Source organism: Yinghuangia sp. YIM S10712, from assembly GCF_051388935.1.
Taxonomy (GTDB): domain Bacteria; phylum Actinomycetota; class Actinomycetes; order Streptomycetales; family Streptomycetaceae; genus Yinghuangia.
Genome location: NZ_JBPKBI010000001.1, coordinates 467,920 through 483,531, shown reverse-complemented (window position 1 = coordinate 483,531; position 15,612 = coordinate 467,920). Strand labels below are relative to the sequence as shown.

General features: G+C 72.2%; 13 protein-coding genes. 7 read left to right on the top strand and 6 right to left on the bottom strand.

Features of this window, described 5'->3' with window-relative positions; translation table 11 throughout:
- Window positions 1-14: 14 nt before the first annotated feature.
- Entirely contained in the window at window positions 15-899 is an 885-nt protein-coding gene (locus tag ACRX5W_RS02290; protein WP_436786172.1) for a hypothetical protein, read from the bottom strand.
- Between the two features lie 301 nt (window positions 900-1,200).
- Here ACRX5W_RS02290 and ACRX5W_RS02285 point away from each other — a divergent pair, with 301 nt between their 5' ends.
- Window positions 1,201-3,639 carry a helicase-associated domain-containing protein gene (locus tag ACRX5W_RS02285; RefSeq protein WP_436786171.1) on the top strand — a complete coding sequence of 813 codons (2,439 nt, stop codon included), beginning with the start codon at window positions 1,201-1,203 and terminating at the stop codon, window positions 3,637-3,639.
- A gap of 22 nt (window positions 3,640-3,661) precedes the next feature.
- Here the strand turns inward: ACRX5W_RS02285 and ACRX5W_RS02280 are convergent, their stop codons facing one another.
- A complete protein-coding gene (locus ACRX5W_RS02280; protein ID WP_436786170.1) occupies window positions 3,662-4,522 on the bottom strand; it encodes a hypothetical protein in 861 nt (286 codons plus the stop codon).
- A 79-nt stretch (window positions 4,523-4,601) separates the two neighbouring features.
- Window positions 4,602-5,552, bottom strand: a complete 951-nt coding sequence (locus ACRX5W_RS02275) for an ABC transporter ATP-binding protein (protein ID WP_436786169.1) — start codon at window positions 5,550-5,552, stop codon at window positions 4,602-4,604.
- 229 nt (window positions 5,553-5,781) lie between these two features.
- Between ACRX5W_RS02275 and ACRX5W_RS02270 the strand changes: the two genes are divergently transcribed.
- The 5 genes from ACRX5W_RS02270 (at window position 5,782) to ACRX5W_RS02250 (ending at window position 11,716) form a co-directional block, all read left to right on the top strand.
- Window positions 5,782-7,428 carry a DNA repair helicase XPB gene (locus ACRX5W_RS02270; protein ID WP_436786168.1) on the top strand — a complete coding sequence of 549 codons (1,647 nt, stop codon included), beginning with the start codon at window positions 5,782-5,784 and terminating at the stop codon, window positions 7,426-7,428.
- A gap of 194 nt (window positions 7,429-7,622) precedes the next feature.
- Window positions 7,623-9,695, top strand: coding sequence for a HelD family protein (locus ACRX5W_RS02265; RefSeq protein ID WP_436786167.1), 2,073 nt, complete (start codon window positions 7,623-7,625; stop codon window positions 9,693-9,695).
- A 93-nt stretch (window positions 9,696-9,788) separates the two neighbouring features.
- On the top strand, window positions 9,789-10,427 hold the full coding sequence (locus tag ACRX5W_RS02260) for an HD domain-containing protein (protein ID WP_436786760.1): 639 nt from the start codon (window positions 9,789-9,791) through the stop codon (window positions 10,425-10,427).
- Window positions 10,428-10,548: 121 nt separating this feature from the next.
- The gene (locus tag ACRX5W_RS02255; protein ID WP_436786166.1) at window positions 10,549-11,130 is read left to right on the top strand and encodes a helix-turn-helix domain-containing protein; all 582 of its coding nucleotides are present in this window, start codon (window positions 10,549-10,551) and stop codon (window positions 11,128-11,130) included.
- 145 nt (window positions 11,131-11,275) lie between these two features.
- Window positions 11,276-11,716 carry a cupin domain-containing protein gene (locus ACRX5W_RS02250; protein ID WP_436786165.1) on the top strand — a complete coding sequence of 147 codons (441 nt, stop codon included), beginning with the start codon at window positions 11,276-11,278 and terminating at the stop codon, window positions 11,714-11,716.
- An 81-nt stretch (window positions 11,717-11,797) separates the two neighbouring features.
- On the opposite strand, the gene ACRX5W_RS02245 is transcribed toward ACRX5W_RS02250, so the two are convergent.
- A complete protein-coding gene (locus ACRX5W_RS02245; protein ID WP_436786164.1) occupies window positions 11,798-12,073 on the bottom strand; it encodes a DUF4031 domain-containing protein in 276 nt (91 codons plus the stop codon).
- Between the two features lie 31 nt (window positions 12,074-12,104).
- Between ACRX5W_RS02245 and ACRX5W_RS02240 the strand changes: the two genes are divergently transcribed.
- On the top strand, window positions 12,105-12,479 hold the full coding sequence (locus ACRX5W_RS02240) for a hypothetical protein (RefSeq protein ID WP_436786163.1): 375 nt from the start codon (window positions 12,105-12,107) through the stop codon (window positions 12,477-12,479).
- A gap of 106 nt (window positions 12,480-12,585) precedes the next feature.
- On the opposite strand, the gene ACRX5W_RS02235 is transcribed toward ACRX5W_RS02240, so the two are convergent.
- Window positions 12,586-13,605, bottom strand: a complete 1,020-nt coding sequence (locus ACRX5W_RS02235; protein ID WP_436786162.1) for an ARPP-1 family domain-containing protein — start codon at window positions 13,603-13,605, stop codon at window positions 12,586-12,588.
- Window positions 13,602-15,263, bottom strand: a complete 1,662-nt coding sequence (locus ACRX5W_RS02230; RefSeq protein ID WP_436786161.1) for a vWA domain-containing protein — start codon at window positions 15,261-15,263, stop codon at window positions 13,602-13,604. Before ACRX5W_RS02230 ends, ACRX5W_RS02235 begins: the two co-directional genes overlap by 4 nt.
- Between the last annotated feature and the right edge of the window lie 349 nt (window positions 15,264-15,612).

The following is a 15,612-nucleotide window of genomic DNA, read 5'->3' as shown; positions in this document are numbered from 1 at the left end:
GATGGTGGCCCTCCTCAACCGTCCTCCGCCGGTGCCTGGGCGCGGAGCAGGCGGAACAGCAGGTAGATCGCAGCCGCGGTGCCGAAAATCCGCGGCATGGTCGGGAGCAGTTCCTCGAATCGCTGGACCGCCTGCGAGCGCGTCAGGTCGACGCCCGCGTAGTCGTTCGCGCGGAGCCACATGGCCGTCAGATACGCCGCGATCGTCACACCGGGTATCCAGAAACCGGCCATCCGCTTCTCGCTCGGCGACCACAGCGCGGACGTGAAGCCGACCAGCAGCCCTATCACCACGACGACCGCCGAACCGACCGTCGCGCCGACGACCAGCAGCCCGATCACGATGAGTTCGCGCAGCGACGCCTTCAGCGGCACGCGCCGCACCGGCTCCGGGCCGACGATCTCCTCGGGGCCCTCCCAATCCGACGCGCCGTCGGGCGCGATGCCGATCGGGTACGCCGGCCACCCGATCAGGCCGTCGCCTATCGGCTGGACGGGGACCGGCGCCGGGGACTGTTCGTCGGACCCGTCGCGCTGGGAGGGAATGGGGCTGGCGTCGGGGCGAAAGCCGATTTGGGCTGCGATGGTCGCGGTCCGAGAGCCGCGCAGCATGGCCCCGCCGGAATCGTCGTGGCCCGCCCCGGCGAGCGCGCCGCGCGTGCCCGGGTCGGGCACGCGGAAGGCCTCCTGCGCCACCACCGCGTCGGGGCTGCCGATGCGGGTGAGTATCCCCTTGACCGCCGCGGGCGTGTTGGCGTTGCCGCGCTCGCGCTCGGTGTTGATCTGCGTCCGCAGCCGTTCGACCAGGCGTGCGCGGTCGGCGGGCCGCAACTTGCGCTGCGCGGCGTCGCCGACCTCACCGAGGTATTGCAGGACCAGACGGTCGCACTCGAAATCCATGCCCGGCCTCTCGACCCATGCGGACGTGCTCTGACGTGCTCTTGCGTGCTGTGATTCGTGCCCCGGCTAGCGGAGGGTCTCGCGATCCGTGCGCTGCGAAGTGGCTGCTTTGCCGCGCTCGTTCACTCGACCGGACCAGCTCACCAGCTTAGGAGGAGCCGGGTCTCCGAGACGATGCCTTCCCCCGATCGGGCGAGGGCACCCACCCGGTCTCCCGCGGATCGATCAAACATGCGTGCGAGCGAGCGTCCGCTCCCCGCGAGGGCGCCGCACCCGAGCGGCTAACGTTGTGAGGATGACCATGACGCAGAGACCGGAGGGCGATCCGGCCGGTCCCGCGAACGGCGGCACCGCGCCGCGAACCCTCGCCGAAGACCTGCGCGGTCGCGGCGACACCGAACTCGCCCGGCTGCTCCGCGCTCGCCCCGACCTCACCACACCCGTCCCGGTCGACCTGACGCAGCTCGCGACCCGGGCGACCACGCGCGCCTCCGTCGCCCGCGCCCTCGAACGCCTCGACCGCTTCACCCTCCAGGTCGTCGACGCCGCCGTCGTGCTGCCGGACGGCTTCGCGTACGACGAGCTGCGCGAACTCGTCGGCGACGTTCCGCAGCTCCCCGACGCCGTCGACACGTTGCGCACCCGCGCGCTGATGTGGGGCCCGGAACACGCGCTGCGCGTCGTCCGGACCGTGCGCGACCTGGCCGGCGCGTCCCCCGCCGGGCTCGGTCCCACCCTCGCCTCGGCGCTCGGCGCGACCGGCCCGGCGCGGCTTCAGGAGATGCTCGCCGACCTGGGCCTCGCGCCCACCGCCGACGCGGTCGGGGCGATCCGGGCGATAGCCGCGCTGTTCCGCGACGGCAAGGCGGTCGCGGAACTGCTCGCCGCCGCCCCGTCGGCCGCAGTCGAGGTGCTCGACAAGCTGGTGTGGGGCCCGCCGACCGGCAGCGTCCGGGGTGCCGACCGCCCGGTGCGCGCCGCCGAGGCGGACACCCCTGTCGCCTGGCTGCTCGCCCGCGCGATGCTGGTCGCGGCCGGGCCGCAGACCGTCGTCCTGCCGCGCGAGCTCGGCCTGACGCTGCGCGGCGGCCGGGTCCACCGCGACCTGGCGCCGACGCCGCCCGAGATCGCCCCGACGCCGCGTGATCCACAAGCTGTGGACGCCGCCGCCGCGGGTGCCGCGTTCACCGCCGTCCGCCGCATCGAGGAACTGCTCGAACTATGGAGCTCGGGCGGCCCGCCGGTGCTCCGTGCGGGCGGACTCGGCGTACGCGACCTCAAACGCGTCGCCGCCGGGCTCGACGTCGGCGAGGCCGAGGCCGCACTGTGGCTCGAACTGGCGTACGCCGCGGGCCTCACAGCCGGCGACGGCGAAGCCGACGAGCAGTGGCTGCCCACCCCGGCGTACGACACGTGGCGGGCCCGGCCCGTCGCGGAACGCTGGGTGGCGCTGGCCGGGGTCTGGCTGGAGACCACGCGCGTGCCGGGACTCGTCGGCACCCGCGACGACAAGGACCGGCCGGTCAACGCGCTCGGCCCCGGCATCGACCGCACCACGGCACCCGAAGTGCGGCACGCCCTGCTCGCCCGCCTCGCCGCCCTCCCCGACGGGGGTGCCGCGTCCGCCGCCGACCTGCTGGCCGACCTGTCATGGCACCGCCCGGTGCGCACCGCGCGCCTGCGCCCCGAACTCGTCGACCGCACCCTCGTCGAAGCCGAACTCCTCGGCGTCACCGGGCGCGGGGCCCTCGGCCGCGCCGGCCGCGCGGTGCTGACGGGCGACCTCGGCACCGCGGCCGAGCTGCTGGCACCGCTGCTGCCCACACCGCTGGACCACGTCCTGCTCCAGGCGGATCTGACCGCGATCGCGCCCGGGCCGCTCGTCGTCGAGCTCGCACAGGAACTGCACATGGCCGCCGACATCGAGTCGACCGGCGGAGCGACCGTCTACCGCTTCAGCGAGCCGTCGATCCGCCGCGCCCTGGACTCCGGCCGCACGGCCGCCGATCTGCACCGGCTGTTCGCGACGCATTCGCGCACCCCGGTACCGCAGCCGCTCACGTACCTGGTCGACGACATCGCCCGACGCCACGGGCGCCTGCGGGTCGGGGCCGCGTCGGCGTACCTGCGCTGCGACGACGAAGCGATCCTCAGCGAACTCCTCGCCGACCGCCGCGCGTCGGGCCTGCGCATGCGCCGCCTGGCGCCGACCGTGCTCGCCGCGGAGGCGGCCCCGGACGCCGTGCTGTCGGCGCTGCGGTCGATCGGCTACGCGCCGATGGCCGAGTCAGCGACCGGCGACGTCGTGGTGACCCGCCCGGATGCCCGCCGCACGCCGCCGCGCTCGCTGCCGCCGCGCGTCACCGGCGAGCCGCCCGTGCCGAGCCCGAGCCTGCTCGACGCGGCGGTGACCGCGATCCGGGCCGGCGACCGGGCCGCGACCAGCCGCCCACGCGACGCCGAAACCACCGGGGACGGCCGACAGCCGGCCGAGCTGCCGCGCACCTCACCGGCCGAGACGCTGCTCGCGCTCCAGGCCGCCCTCGCCGACCGCCGCCCGGTCTGGATCGGCCACGTGACGCGCGAGGGCCGCGCGACCCAGCACATCATCGTGCCGATCGGCCTGGAGGGCGGGTACGTCACCGCGCAGGAGCACGCCGGGGGCGAGCTGCACACGTACCCGCTGCACCGCATCACCGGCGTCGCCCCGGTCGACGTGCCCGACGACCCGGCCGAGTAGCCGGCCCGGGCTGCGGCCGCCGTCACATCTCCCGGCGGCCGATCCGCCACACGGCCAGGCACAGCAGAGCGGCCGTCAGCAGCACCGCGACCAGCGACGCCGCCGCATAGTCGCCCGGGCTCGCGGAGCCTTCGAGCAACCGGACGCCCGCGCCGCCCAGCGACGAAGGCTCCCAGTCCCGCATCGGCTTCCACAGCCGCGGCAGCGGCAGCAGGATCAAGGAGACGAGCGCCGCGCCGAAGATCGCCACCGGGCGCCGCAGGAACGCCGCCGCGCCCGCCGCCAGGCCGAGGGCCATGAGGAGGTAGAGGGTGTTGAACAACGCGCTGTAGAGGATGAGCCGGGTCGACACCGCGCCGAACATGCCGCGCAGCTCCGCCCAGACAATGCCGGTGGCGACCGCGTTGGCGATGCACACGGCGGCCGCGCAGACCATCCAGCGCGGCAGCACCAGCTCCCACGCGCGGCGTGTCCGCGTTCGATAGAACGCCGCGAGCCCCGGCCGGTGGTCGACTGCCAGCGCGGCGGCTGCCATCCCCAGCGCGACCAGGATCCCGATCTGCCCCGAAACCTCCAGGTACGCCGCCATCGCGTCGGCGGCACCGAGATTGTCCGGCGGCGTCACCCCGTCGGCGCCCAGCGCGTCCAGAATCCGGTCGAGGTTTCGGACGATCAACGGCCCCAGCGCGCCGAGCACCGGGAACCCCAGGATCAGCAGGAACCACCGCCGCGTACGCGTCACGCGCAGCACTTCGAGGCGCCACAGCCCGACAGGGCGGCGTCCGCGCACCGCGGCGGCCGGACTACGCGTCGTCCGATCCGTCCGGTCGGTCACGCCACGCGTCTCCGCCCGCAGCTCGGCGGCCGTGTCGTAGCGACTCACGCGCCCACCCCACCGCAGACGGTCGGACGCGTGACGGCAGCCGCTCCCCGCCGCGTATTGCCTCGTTCGACGTGCGTCGTCATCGCGCCGCACCGGTGATCGACAGGAAGGCACTCTCCAGGTCGGACTCCTCCGGCCCGACCGAGATCACCCGCGCCCCGCTGCGGTCGAGGACGCCGAGGATGTGCCGCTCGCCCTCCTCCACCGAGCGGGCCTGCACCCGCACCAGGCCCGGACGCACCGACGACACCCGCGCGACCCACGTCTCCGCCGCGAACGTGCGGCACAGCGCGGCGCCGTCGTCGCGCACCCGGATCAGCCAGGTCGGGCGCATGTGTTCGGCCACCAGCTCGGCGACCGGGCCCTGGTAGAGCAGGCGTCCCGCGCGGAGCACCCCCACCTGGTCGCAGACGCGCTGCACGTCGGCCAGGATGTGGCTGGAGAACACGACGGTGATCCGCCCCCGCATGCCGGCCACCAGGTCCAGCATCTCCGCACGGCCGCGCGGGTCGAGCGCGGAGGTCGGCTCGTCCAGGATCATCAGCTCCGGCTCGGAGACCAGCGCCGCCGCGATGCCGAGGCGCTGCATCATGCCGCGCGAGAACGAGCCCGTCTTGCGGTCGGCGGCGTCCACGAGCCCCGCCCGGTGCAGGGCCGTCTTGACGCTTTCGGGCCGCAGATCGGGGTTGACCAGCCTCCCGGCCAGCTCCACCACCTCGGCGGCGCTGAGCCACGGCTCGAACTCCGGCACGTCCGTGCACACCGCGACGCGCGCGGGCGGGACCCCGAGGACGACCTCGCCGACGTCCGCGCGCCGCACTCCGGCGATCAGCGACAACAGCGTCGTCTTGCCGGCGCCGTTGGGCCCGACCAGGCCGTACACGCTGCCCCGGGGCACGGCGAGGCCGACGTCGAAGACGCCGGTGCCGCGACCGTAGTCGCGGGTCAGCCCGCGGGTGCTGAGCGCGGGGCCGGGTTGGGGGGCCGCAACGGTGCCGGAAGCGTCCGGCTGCGGCGGAAAAATCGCCATGGAAATATCAGGGTAGGAGCGGCGGACCGAAACGTGGTTCCTCCTCAAGGAGGGCTCTTGCGCTCATCCCTGCGCAGTACGGTGCCGTAGGGCCTGCTCTCCGGACGCGCAATCCGGAATCCGCAGATGTTCGCCGGGCTTGTCTGGTTCTGACCCGCGCGACCGGAACATACGCCCCCGCGCAGTGGTTCACACTGGGACATCACCCTTCCCCCGAGAGAGGCCCCGCGTGGCAGAGCCGACAACCGGCCCCCTCATCGTGCAGTCCGACAAGACGCTGCTCTTGGAGATCGACCACGAGGCCGCGGCCGAGTGCCGCCGTGCGATCGCGCCGTTCGCCGAGCTCGAACGCGCGCCCGAGCACGTGCACACGTACCGCCTGACGCCGCTCGGCCTGTGGAACGCCCGCGCGGCCGGACACGACGCCGAGCAGGTCGTCGACGTCCTGCTGCGCTACTCGCGCTACCCGGTCCCGCACGCGTTGCTCGTCGACGTCGCCGAGACCATGGGACGCTACGGCCGCCTCTCGCTCGCCAAGCACCCGGTGCACGGCCTGGTCCTGACCACCACCGACCGGGCCGTCCTCGAAGAGGTGCTGCGCAGCAAGAAGATGGCCCCGCTCGTCGGTGCCCGCGTCGACGACGACTCGGTCGCCGTGCACCCCTCCGAGCGCGGGCAGATCAAGCAGGTGCTGCTCAAGCTGGGCTGGCCGGCCGAGGACCTGGCCGGATACGTCGACGGCGAGGCCCACCCGATCGACCTCGACGAGACCGGCTGGGCGCTTCGCCCGTACCAGAAGGAGGCCGTCGAGGGCTTCTGGCACGGCGGCTCCGGCGTCGTGGTGCTGCCGTGCGGCGCCGGCAAGACGCTCGTCGGCGCGGCGGCGATGGCCACCGCACGGGCGACGACGCTGATCCTGGTCACCAACACCGTCTCCGCGCGCCAGTGGAAAGCCGAGCTGGTCAAGCGGACCTCGCTGACCGAGGACGAGATCGGCGAGTACAGCGGGACGCGCAAGGAGATCCGGCCGGTCACGATCGCGACGTACCAGGTCGTCACGACGCGCCGCAAAGGCGTCTATCCGCACCTGGAGCTGTTCGACTCGCGCGACTGGGGCCTGATCGTCTACGACGAGGTGCACCTGCTTCCCGCGCCGATCTTCCGCTTCACCGCCGACCTCCAGGCCCGGCGGCGACTCGGCCTCACCGCGACGCTGGTGCGCGAAGACGGCCGCGAGGGCGACGTCTTCTCCTTGATCGGCCCCAAGCGGTACGACGCGCCGTGGAAGGAGATCGAGAACCAGGGCTACATCGCACCGGCCGACTGCGTCGAAGTGCGGGTGACACTGACCGACTCCGAGCGGCTCGCGTACGCCACCGCCGAACCGGACGAGCGCTACCGCTTCTGCGCGACCACGCCGAGCAAGACGCGCGTGACCCGGGAGCTGGTCGAGAAGCACCGGGGCGAACAGACACTGGTCATCGGGCAGTACATCGACCAGCTCGACGAGCTCGGCGAGACCTTGGACGCGCCGGTGATCAAGGGCGAGACACGCAACACCGAACGCGAGCGGCTCTTCGAGGCGTTCCGGCAGGGCGAGGTGTCGGTCCTGGTGGTCAGCAAGGTCGCGAACTTCTCGATCGACCTTCCCGAGGCGGCCGTCGCGATCCAGGTGTCGGGATCCTTCGGCTCCCGGCAGGAGGAGGCGCAGCGCCTGGGCCGTGTGCTCCGACCGAAGTCCGACGGCCGGGCGGCCCGGTTCTACTCGGTCGTCGCGCGCGACACGATCGACCAGGAGTTCGCGGCACACCGGCAGCGGTTCCTGGCCGAACAGGGCTACGCCTACCGCATCATGGACGCGAGCGACGTTCGCTGACGGAGCCGGGTGTTGAGATCGCAAAATCCCGCGCGCATCACGGGATTTTGCGATCTCAACGATGCCCTTTAAGATGACCCACTTCCGCTGCCGCGTTACCGCACTGCCCCGCACGGGGTTGGGCGCCGGCCACGCCGTCCGATCGGAAATCGGGCGGTTCTCCGTACCCGCCGCCCAAGCCTCCGGAGTTCCGCATGACCGCGTACGCCGCCGAGCGGGCGCATCTGGAGGCCTCCCGCGCGGCTCTGCGCCGCATGCGCGAGGAGACCGAGGCCCTCGACCTGACCGATGTGGGCGGCAACGAGGTCTCGAACAAGCTGGTCGCCGACCTCATCCAGGAGCGCATCGCCGCACTCGCCGACTTCCGCGACGCACCGCTGTTCTTCGGCCGCATCGACGGGCGGTTCGCGGACGCGCCCGACGTGTCCACCGGCACCGCTCCGGTCGAAGTGGCCGCCGATCCCTCGCGTCCGGTCGAGAGCTTTTGGATCGGCCGCCGCCATGTGCACGACCACCTCGGCGATCCGATGGTCGTCGACTGGCGTGCGCCGGTGTCACGGTCGTTCTACCGGGCCACCCGGACCGACCCGCGCGGCGTGGAACTGCGTCGCAGATTCGGCTGGGAGGGCGGGCGGCTGACGGCGTTCGAGGACGAACACCTCGCCGACGTCGGCGAGCAGGACGCCGCCAGTGCGATCCTCGCCGCCGAGATCGAGCGCCCACGCGTCGGCCCGATGCGCGACATCGTCGCGACCATCCAGCCGGAGCAGGACGAGATCGTGCGTGCCGACCTCGGCCGGACCGTCTGCGTGCAGGGCGCGCCCGGCACCGGCAAGACCGCCGTGGGCCTGCACCGCGTCGCCTGGCTGCTGTACGCGCACCGCGAGCGCCTGGCGCGCAGCGGCACCCTGGTCGTGGGCCCGAACCGGTCGTTCCTCGGCTACATCCAGCAGGTGCTGCCCGCGCTCGGCGAGGTCGAGGTGGGGCAGACCACCGTCGAGGACCTGGTCGCACACGTGCCCATCAAAGCCGTCGACGACGACGAGGCCGGGCGGATCAAAGGCGACGCGCGGATGGCCGAAATCCTGCGGCGGGCCGTGTGGTCGGGGGTGCGCGCGCCGGAGGAGTCGCTGCTCGTGGTGCGGGGTTCGCGGCGGTGGCGGGTGCCGGCGTACGAGGTCGAGGAGATCGTCGACGCGCTGCGCGCCCGCGACGTCCGCTACGGTGCCGCGCGCGACATGCTCCGCCAACGGCTCGCGCACGCGGTGCTGGTGCAGATGGAACGCGCGGGTGAGTCGCCGGACGACCGGGTGCAGGATGCGGTCGCCCGCTCGCGGCCGGTCCGTGCCATGGCCGACGCGGTCTGGCCGGCCGTCGACCCGGCGAAGCTCGTGCTTCGCTTGCTCTCCGACGCGGAGTTCCTGGCAGCGTGTGCGCACGGTTTGCTCAGCGCGGAGGAGCAGGCGGTGATCCGCTGGGCGAAGCCGCCGCGCGGTGTCGGCTCGGCGAAGTGGACGGTCGCGGACGCGGTGTTGGTGGACGAGACGGCCGACCTGGTCGCGCGGACGCCGAGCCTCGGACACGTGGTGGTCGACGAGGCTCAAGACCTCTCGGCGATGCAGTGCCGGGCGATCGGCCGCCGCTGCTCGACGGGTTCGGCGACGGTGCTCGGCGACATCGCGCAGGGCACGACGCCGTGGGCGGCGGCCGATTGGGCGACGACGCTGCGGCATCTCGGGCGCGCGGACGCCCGGTTCGAGGAACTGACGCGGGGTTTCCGGGTGCCGCGCGAGATCCTGGACTTCGCGAGCCGACTGCTGCCGCACATCGCGCCCGGTCTGGCACCGGCGAGTTCGGTGCGCGAGGCGCCCGGGTCGCTTGTGGTGCAGGCGGTTCGTCCACAGGCTGTGGATATCGAGATCGTCGCGCGTGTACGCGAACTCCTCGCCGTGGAGGGCTCCGTCGGCCTCATCGCTGCGGACTCGGCGATTCCCGGGCTGGCCGCCGCCCTCGACACTGCCGAACTGCCGTACCGTCACCTGGGATTCGGTGATGGCGACGACGCGCGACTCAACCTGGTCCCCGCGAGTCTCGCCAAGGGTCTGGAGTTCGACCACATCGCGGTTGCCGAGCCCGCGGCCATCGCCGAGGCCGAACTCCGAGGCCTGCGCCGCTTGTACGTCGTCCTCACACGTGCGGTCTCCACTCTGGTCGTCGTCCACAGCCGTCCACTTCCGACCGAACTTGCCGACACGGCAACGGATTGAGGCTCGTGACATCCGACGACGGCACGTCGTACCCGAATTCGCCCGAATGACTGGCATGCTGAGGGCGTGGAACGTACTCAGGAGACCGCCACCATGACGTTGCAGGAACGCTGGGCCCGGCTCGTCGGGGACTCCGACGCGACAGTCACCGCCGTCGGCGAGGACCTGATCGACCGCTACTCGCAGCCGCACCGCCGCTACCACGGCACCGCACATCTGCTGGCCGTCCTCGAACTGATCGACGAACTGGCCCCGGACGCCGACGATCCGGACGCGGCGCGCCTCGCCGCGTGGTTCCACGACGCGGTTTACGACCCCGCCCGCGCCGACAACGAGGAACGCAGCGCGCGTCTCGCCGAGCGAGCACTGACCGAAGCAGGCGTCGCGGCGCCCCTGGTCGCCGAGACCGCACGCCTCGTCCGGGTCACCGCCGAACACGCCCCCACCGAGGGCGACCGCAACGCGGCGGTGCTGTGCGACGCCGACCTGGCCATCCTCGGCACCGACCGCGCGACGTACGAGCGGTACGCGGCGGCCGTGCGCGAGGAGTACTCGTTCGTCCCCGACGAGGCCTTCCGACCGGCCCGCGCCGCCGTACTCCGCGAGCTCCTTTCCTTGCCCAAGCTCTTCCACACCGCGACCGGCTTCGCCCGCTACGAGGAAACCGCCCGAGCCAACCTGCGCGCCGAACTGGAGCGCCTGGAGACCGCGATCCCCCGCCAACAAGGCTGAGGTTCGGGGGCCGAAGACTGGGCCCACGCGCCTTCTCCAGCCCCTCCAAGGCGATGCGAGGCCGCACGCCGTGGCAGGTCTGCGGGGCAGAAAGTGCGTACGCGTTCGGTTGAACTTGTTCATGGAGCCACAACCCAGCGTCGACGCCGTGATCGAGCAGATCGCGCCTCGTCTGCGGCGTGCCCGCGAGAGGAAGGGCGTCAGCCTGGCCGAGCTCGCACGCGCCACCGGCATCTCGACCAGCACCCTGTCGCGCCTCGAATCGGCGCAGCGCAAGCCGAGCCTCGAACTTCTCCTGCCGGTCACCGCGGCGCTCGGCATTCCCCTGGACGAAATCGTCGCCGCACCACGGATCGTGGACCCGCGCGTACCGCAACAGCCCACAACCAAGAAGGACGGCCGGGTCCTGATCCCGCTGTCGCGGCATCAGGGGGAGCCGCGCGCTTACAAGATGACGATTCCGGCGCACGACGAGGAGCCCTACCTACGGACCCACGCGGGCCACGAATGGCTGTACGTACTGCGCGGACGGCTCCGGGTGAAGCTCGGCGACCGCGACTTCGTGATGGGCCCCGGCGAGGCGGCCGAGTTCGACTGCCGGATTCCACACTGGTTCGGCGCCGCCGGGCGCGGCAGCGTCCAGGTCCTCAGCCTCTTCGGCAAACAGGGCAAACGCATCCATCTGCGCACTCCGCGGGCCTGATACGGGCGAGAGCCCGACGACCGCGCGTCCGGCATGGGCGCCGCGTGCTTTCCGTTGTTGCGGAAACAGCAACGATGTTTGCCGTTCCGCGTAGGGAATCGCAGTCTGGTCCCGGTCAAGGCCATCGAAACCGGGAGGCCCCACGATGACACCGAACACACACACCGACACCGCACCAGGCGCCGGCGACGCTCCGCCGAACAACCGGGTCCACCACGTCCGATCCGGAGAACTGGACGGCCACACCGCCATCAGCGGCGGCACCGTCGGTTCGAGGACGCTGTGGATGGGCCGGGTGGAGAACCCGCCGTCGAGCTCGACGGACAACCACCACCACGGCGACTCGGAAGCCGGCATCTACGTGGTGAGCGGACACCCTGTGTTCGTCTACCACGACGGCACGCGGGAAGTACGGCTCGCCGGCGCGCCGGGCGACTTCTTCCTGGTGCCGCCGTTCGTCCCGCACCGGGAGGAGAACCCCGACCCGCACAAACCCGCAGTCGTCGTGATCGCGCGGACGACGCAAGAGCCGATCAAGGTCTCCGTGCCCGAGCTGTACCGGCACGAGGAAGCCGGCACGCGGTAGACGGATGGACGCGGACCGACCGGGCGGGGAACCCGCCTGCCCGGTCGGGCACCGGCGCGCAGAGACGTCCATGCGCTGGAATCAGGGGACTTGGGCGCGCGGGGGCTTGCGGCGGCGGAGGCCCGCGGCGGTCAGGCGCTTCACCAGCTCCTTGCCGCCGACCGGTTCGGCGCCCAGGGCGAGTGCGTGCTCGTAGACGTCCGAGGGGACGTCGTAATGGTCTCGGTCGAAAGCGCGTTCGGGGACGCCCAGGCGGCGGGCGAACTCGTGGAGTTCGTCGAACGACGTGTCGCTGACCAGGTGCGACCACATGCGGCCACGGCCGGGCCAGGTCGGGAGATCGATGAGAACTGTCACCCGTCGATACTGCCTGACGGACAATCGAGGCATGGACGACGACATCACCGGCGTGACCGAGGCCGCTCTGCACACCGCCCGGGCGCTGGTGCTGCATGATCTGAGCGCATGTGGCGCGGCCAGTGCCGACGTGGTCTCGGTGGTCGAGGACGCGGTCGCCGGCCGCCGGTGGTGGGTGCGCGAGTGGCCGGACGGCGCTGCCTATGCTCCCGGCCTGGTCGCACAGGACGTCCAGGAGGCGCTGGAGGAACGCGGCACCCGGTGGCCGCCGTGCCCGCGCCACCACGGCACGGGCGACGACCACCAGCTCTACATCGAACCCGAGCTCGGGCCGGACCCGGTGTGGGTGTGTGAGAAGGACGCCGTTGCGGTCGCGCCGCTCGGGGAGTTGGATCCGGCGCGGTAAGCGCTGCGGCCGGGCGGGCCGAGATGCTCGAACCCGTGCACAGCACCGGTTTTCGAGCATCTCGTGCGCACGTCTGATCTTGAGGTCGGCTCCCGCAGCCTGTGCGTCAGAGCGTGCCGCGGGCGGTGAGTGAGGCGTACACCGGCGTCTCACCATCGAGCGCGTACGCACCGACCAGGGTGTCGCTCACCACCGTGCCCACCGCGATGTCGTGCTCCGCCTCGTCGACGCCCACGAGGATGGACGCACGGCCGATCTCCTCGGCGGCCGTCTCCGCATGGGCCTGTTCACGGGCGTTCGCGTCGCGCACGGTGGCCGCGAGCAGGGAGAGGGTGTCGGCACCGTCGCCGCCGCGCGAGGTCCCGAGCGGCACCCGGCCGCCGAGGTCGACGGGGACGCCGGCCGCGTCGCGGCGTACCGCCTCGGCGCCGTAGCAGAACCTGATCAGCGGCTCCCACAACGCCTGCCAGTAGGTGTGCGAGGGAGCGCGCTCGACGCCGATGACCCGGTCGTCCATCAGCACGACCGCGCCGATCTGGTCGTCGACGCACTCGAACTCGGCGACAAACTGGTCGAGTTCGGTGGCGAAGCGCTTCAGGAACTGCACAAGGTTCGCAGCACCGGTCACCCGCGCCGAATTCTTGAACTGCGACACGGCCGGCCACAGCCGGTTGTACCCGGGCTCGGCGGGCAGGTCGGACGCCGCCTCCCGCAGCGCGGGAGGCAGCACGGCCAGCCGGTGCCGTCCGTGCCGGATAAGCCCGCCCTGTGACTGCTGAATGCACATCGCGGCGGTGTACGAACGCTCCGCCCCGGCCGCGACCAGCGCCGCGCGCGGCATCGCGTGGTCCTGTGCCGCCTGCGACACGATCACCGCGAGGTGGCTCGGCACCAGCACCGGCCCGGGTGACTCGTTGCGGAAGAAGAGAGTCCCGTAGTCGCCGGTGGAGATGCCGAGCGCGGACGGGTCGCCGAGGTCGGCGGTCGGCGCGTCACCCGCGAGCAGCGGGAGCACCTGCATGCGGCCGACGCTCTGCACGCTTCCCGGGCGCGCACCCGCGAGCAGGTCGCCGACCGTGGCCGACTCGGCAGGGGAACGGCGAAGGGTTCGAAGGAACTTCCTCATGACGACACCTCCTCGGGTGCGGACTCGGACGGGTTTTCGGGCATGGCCTCGAACACGGATCGGGGAACGGCCGCGGGCACTGAGCGGGAGTCGTCGCCGACGTCCGCGGCCCCGACCTCCCTGCGACCCGGCTCACCGCCCGCGGCGGCAATCCGGTCCAGCATGCGCAGCCCGACCTCCGGCTCCGCATCCAACACCAGCCTGCACGCGAGCAGTTCGAGGCCTTCCAGGCGCTGGAGAGCGGCCACCGGCACCTCGTCAACCAACGACCGCACGCCGCCGGACTCGGCTGCGAGGACCGGCGCGAGCTGGACCACCGGCGTACGGATCCCGAAACCGCGGACCGCCGCGAGGGTTTCCGCGAAGCGGCCCGCCGGGGCGTTCTCGTAGCCGTCGCTGACGACGACCACGATGTCCGGCCCCTGGGCCAGCACCTCGATCAGGGCCTCCGCGGGCGCGGTCGCACCGGCCGGGTGCACGAGGCCGCCATTGTCCGGACGGCCGCCGAACCACGTCTCGGTCACCGACGAGTCGGCGTTTCCGCCACCCGCCGCGCGGAACGCGTCCCGCAGGGCGAGAGTCACCGCGATCGGGCGCAGCGCCTGCTCGTCGGCACCGGCCATCGAGGCCGAACCGTCCAGGAGCAGCGCGACGTTGCGGTAGCCGAGGTCCAGTGACGCCGCCGCCTGCCGGGCGCGGGACGCCAGCGCGCGAGCGACCTCGTCGGTCATACCGCGCCGGAACGCGTACAGGTACAGCCGCACGGCGTCGTACCGCGTGAAGTCGACATCGACCTCGACGCCCGCGCGTTCGGCCTGCTCCTGCTTGGCCAGCCGCTGCCCGGCGGTGAGCCGCGACTTCGTCAACTCAAGGACGCGGGCGGCCGGTTCGTTCGGGTGGAAGCGCCCGCGCAAACCCTCCAGCGTCTCGTACGGCAGCACTCGCCCCGCGTCGAAATCGGTTCGCGCGTCGGTGTACGCCCTCAACAGCGGCCGCGTGTACGGCCCGGGAGCGCCGAGCACGAACGCGACGCACTCGTGCACGACGGCTCGGGAACGCCCCTGGGCGAATCGGTCGATCTCGGCGGCGAGCAAACGCAGTTCCTTGGGCTCCAACTCCTCGCCCGCGCGCTCGCGCACGAGGATCGAGCGCAGGATGCCGACGCGCCGCGCACCCCAGGCGTGCCGGAGCGCGGCGGCGAGCTTGCGCCGGTAGCGCACGGACCACCGCTCCAACGCGGGCGAGCCGAGAATCGTCCGCAGGATCAGCTTGCGGGCCCGGGCGTTGTTGACGCGGCCGGCCGCGAGCATCGCGTACAGGTTGAGCATGCGCGGAACGCTGAGCCGGGCCACGGCCCGCACCAAGGCGTCGGACGCCTCGCCGACCGGATCGACCGACGGCGTCGACAGCAACTGCACGACGCCGGTCTGCCGAGCCCGGTCGAGGACGTAGGGCCCGCAGATCAGCCCGGTGTAGGCGCGCCGGTCGAGCGCGGCCATGTCGGCGTGCGCGGCCCGCTCCAGCGCGGCCTGCTCGTCGGCGCTGTTGTAGAAGGTCGCGCGCCCGGTGGCACCGGTCGCCACATCGAGGAATCGGGCGATGGTGCGGACGGAGTCGGGCGTGTCGACGGCATGGTTCTGGATCGAAGCGATGGTCACGAGGCGGCTCCCGAAGGGGCGCCCGGGGCAGTTCGCGGGTCCGTGTTTTCCTACCTGAAAGGAGCGTCCCCGAAAGGTGGAGACCACTGAACGGACGCGCAGTTCCCCGGGCGCGGTACGAAGGTGCCTGCGGGCAGGTGACGGGTCCCGGTTTCGGGATTTGAACCCGGCTGCTTCGCATTTGAGGTGCGATGTGTCTACCAAGACGGAAGGAACTCGTAGTTCCCGCAGGCACGTTCACGACCCTAGGCCCCACCCCGCCACCCGGGCCACAGGTTTTCGGGCGGCCGGCCGGCGCCGCACTCACCGCACGCATATGTGTGCTGCGCATACGAAACACCGAGGGCGG

What these genes read in the sequence shown, in the direction of transcription:
- ACRX5W_RS02290 (WP_436786172.1), bottom strand. Translation starts at nt 899, where the DNA reads ATGGATTTCGAGTGCGACCGTCTGGTCCTGCAATACCTCGGTGAGGTC.
- ACRX5W_RS02285 (WP_436786171.1), top strand. Translation starts at nt 1,201, where the DNA reads ATGACGCAGAGACCGGAGGGCGATCCGGCCGGTCCCGCGAACGGCGGC.
- ACRX5W_RS02275 (WP_436786169.1), bottom strand. Translation starts at nt 5,552, where the DNA reads ATGGCGATTTTTCCGCCGCAGCCGGACGCTTCCGGCACCGTTGCGGCC.
- ACRX5W_RS02265 (WP_436786167.1), top strand. Translation starts at nt 7,623, where the DNA reads ATGACCGCGTACGCCGCCGAGCGGGCGCATCTGGAGGCCTCCCGCGCG.
- ACRX5W_RS02260 (WP_436786760.1), top strand. Translation starts at nt 9,789, where the DNA reads ATGACGTTGCAGGAACGCTGGGCCCGGCTCGTCGGGGACTCCGACGCG.
- ACRX5W_RS02255 (WP_436786166.1), top strand. Translation starts at nt 10,549, where the DNA reads ATGGAGCCACAACCCAGCGTCGACGCCGTGATCGAGCAGATCGCGCCT.
- ACRX5W_RS02250 (WP_436786165.1), top strand. Translation starts at nt 11,276, where the DNA reads ATGACACCGAACACACACACCGACACCGCACCAGGCGCCGGCGACGCT.
- ACRX5W_RS02240 (WP_436786163.1), top strand. Translation starts at nt 12,105, where the DNA reads ATGGACGACGACATCACCGGCGTGACCGAGGCCGCTCTGCACACCGCC.
- ACRX5W_RS02235 (WP_436786162.1), bottom strand. Translation starts at nt 13,605, where the DNA reads ATGAGGAAGTTCCTTCGAACCCTTCGCCGTTCCCCTGCCGAGTCGGCC.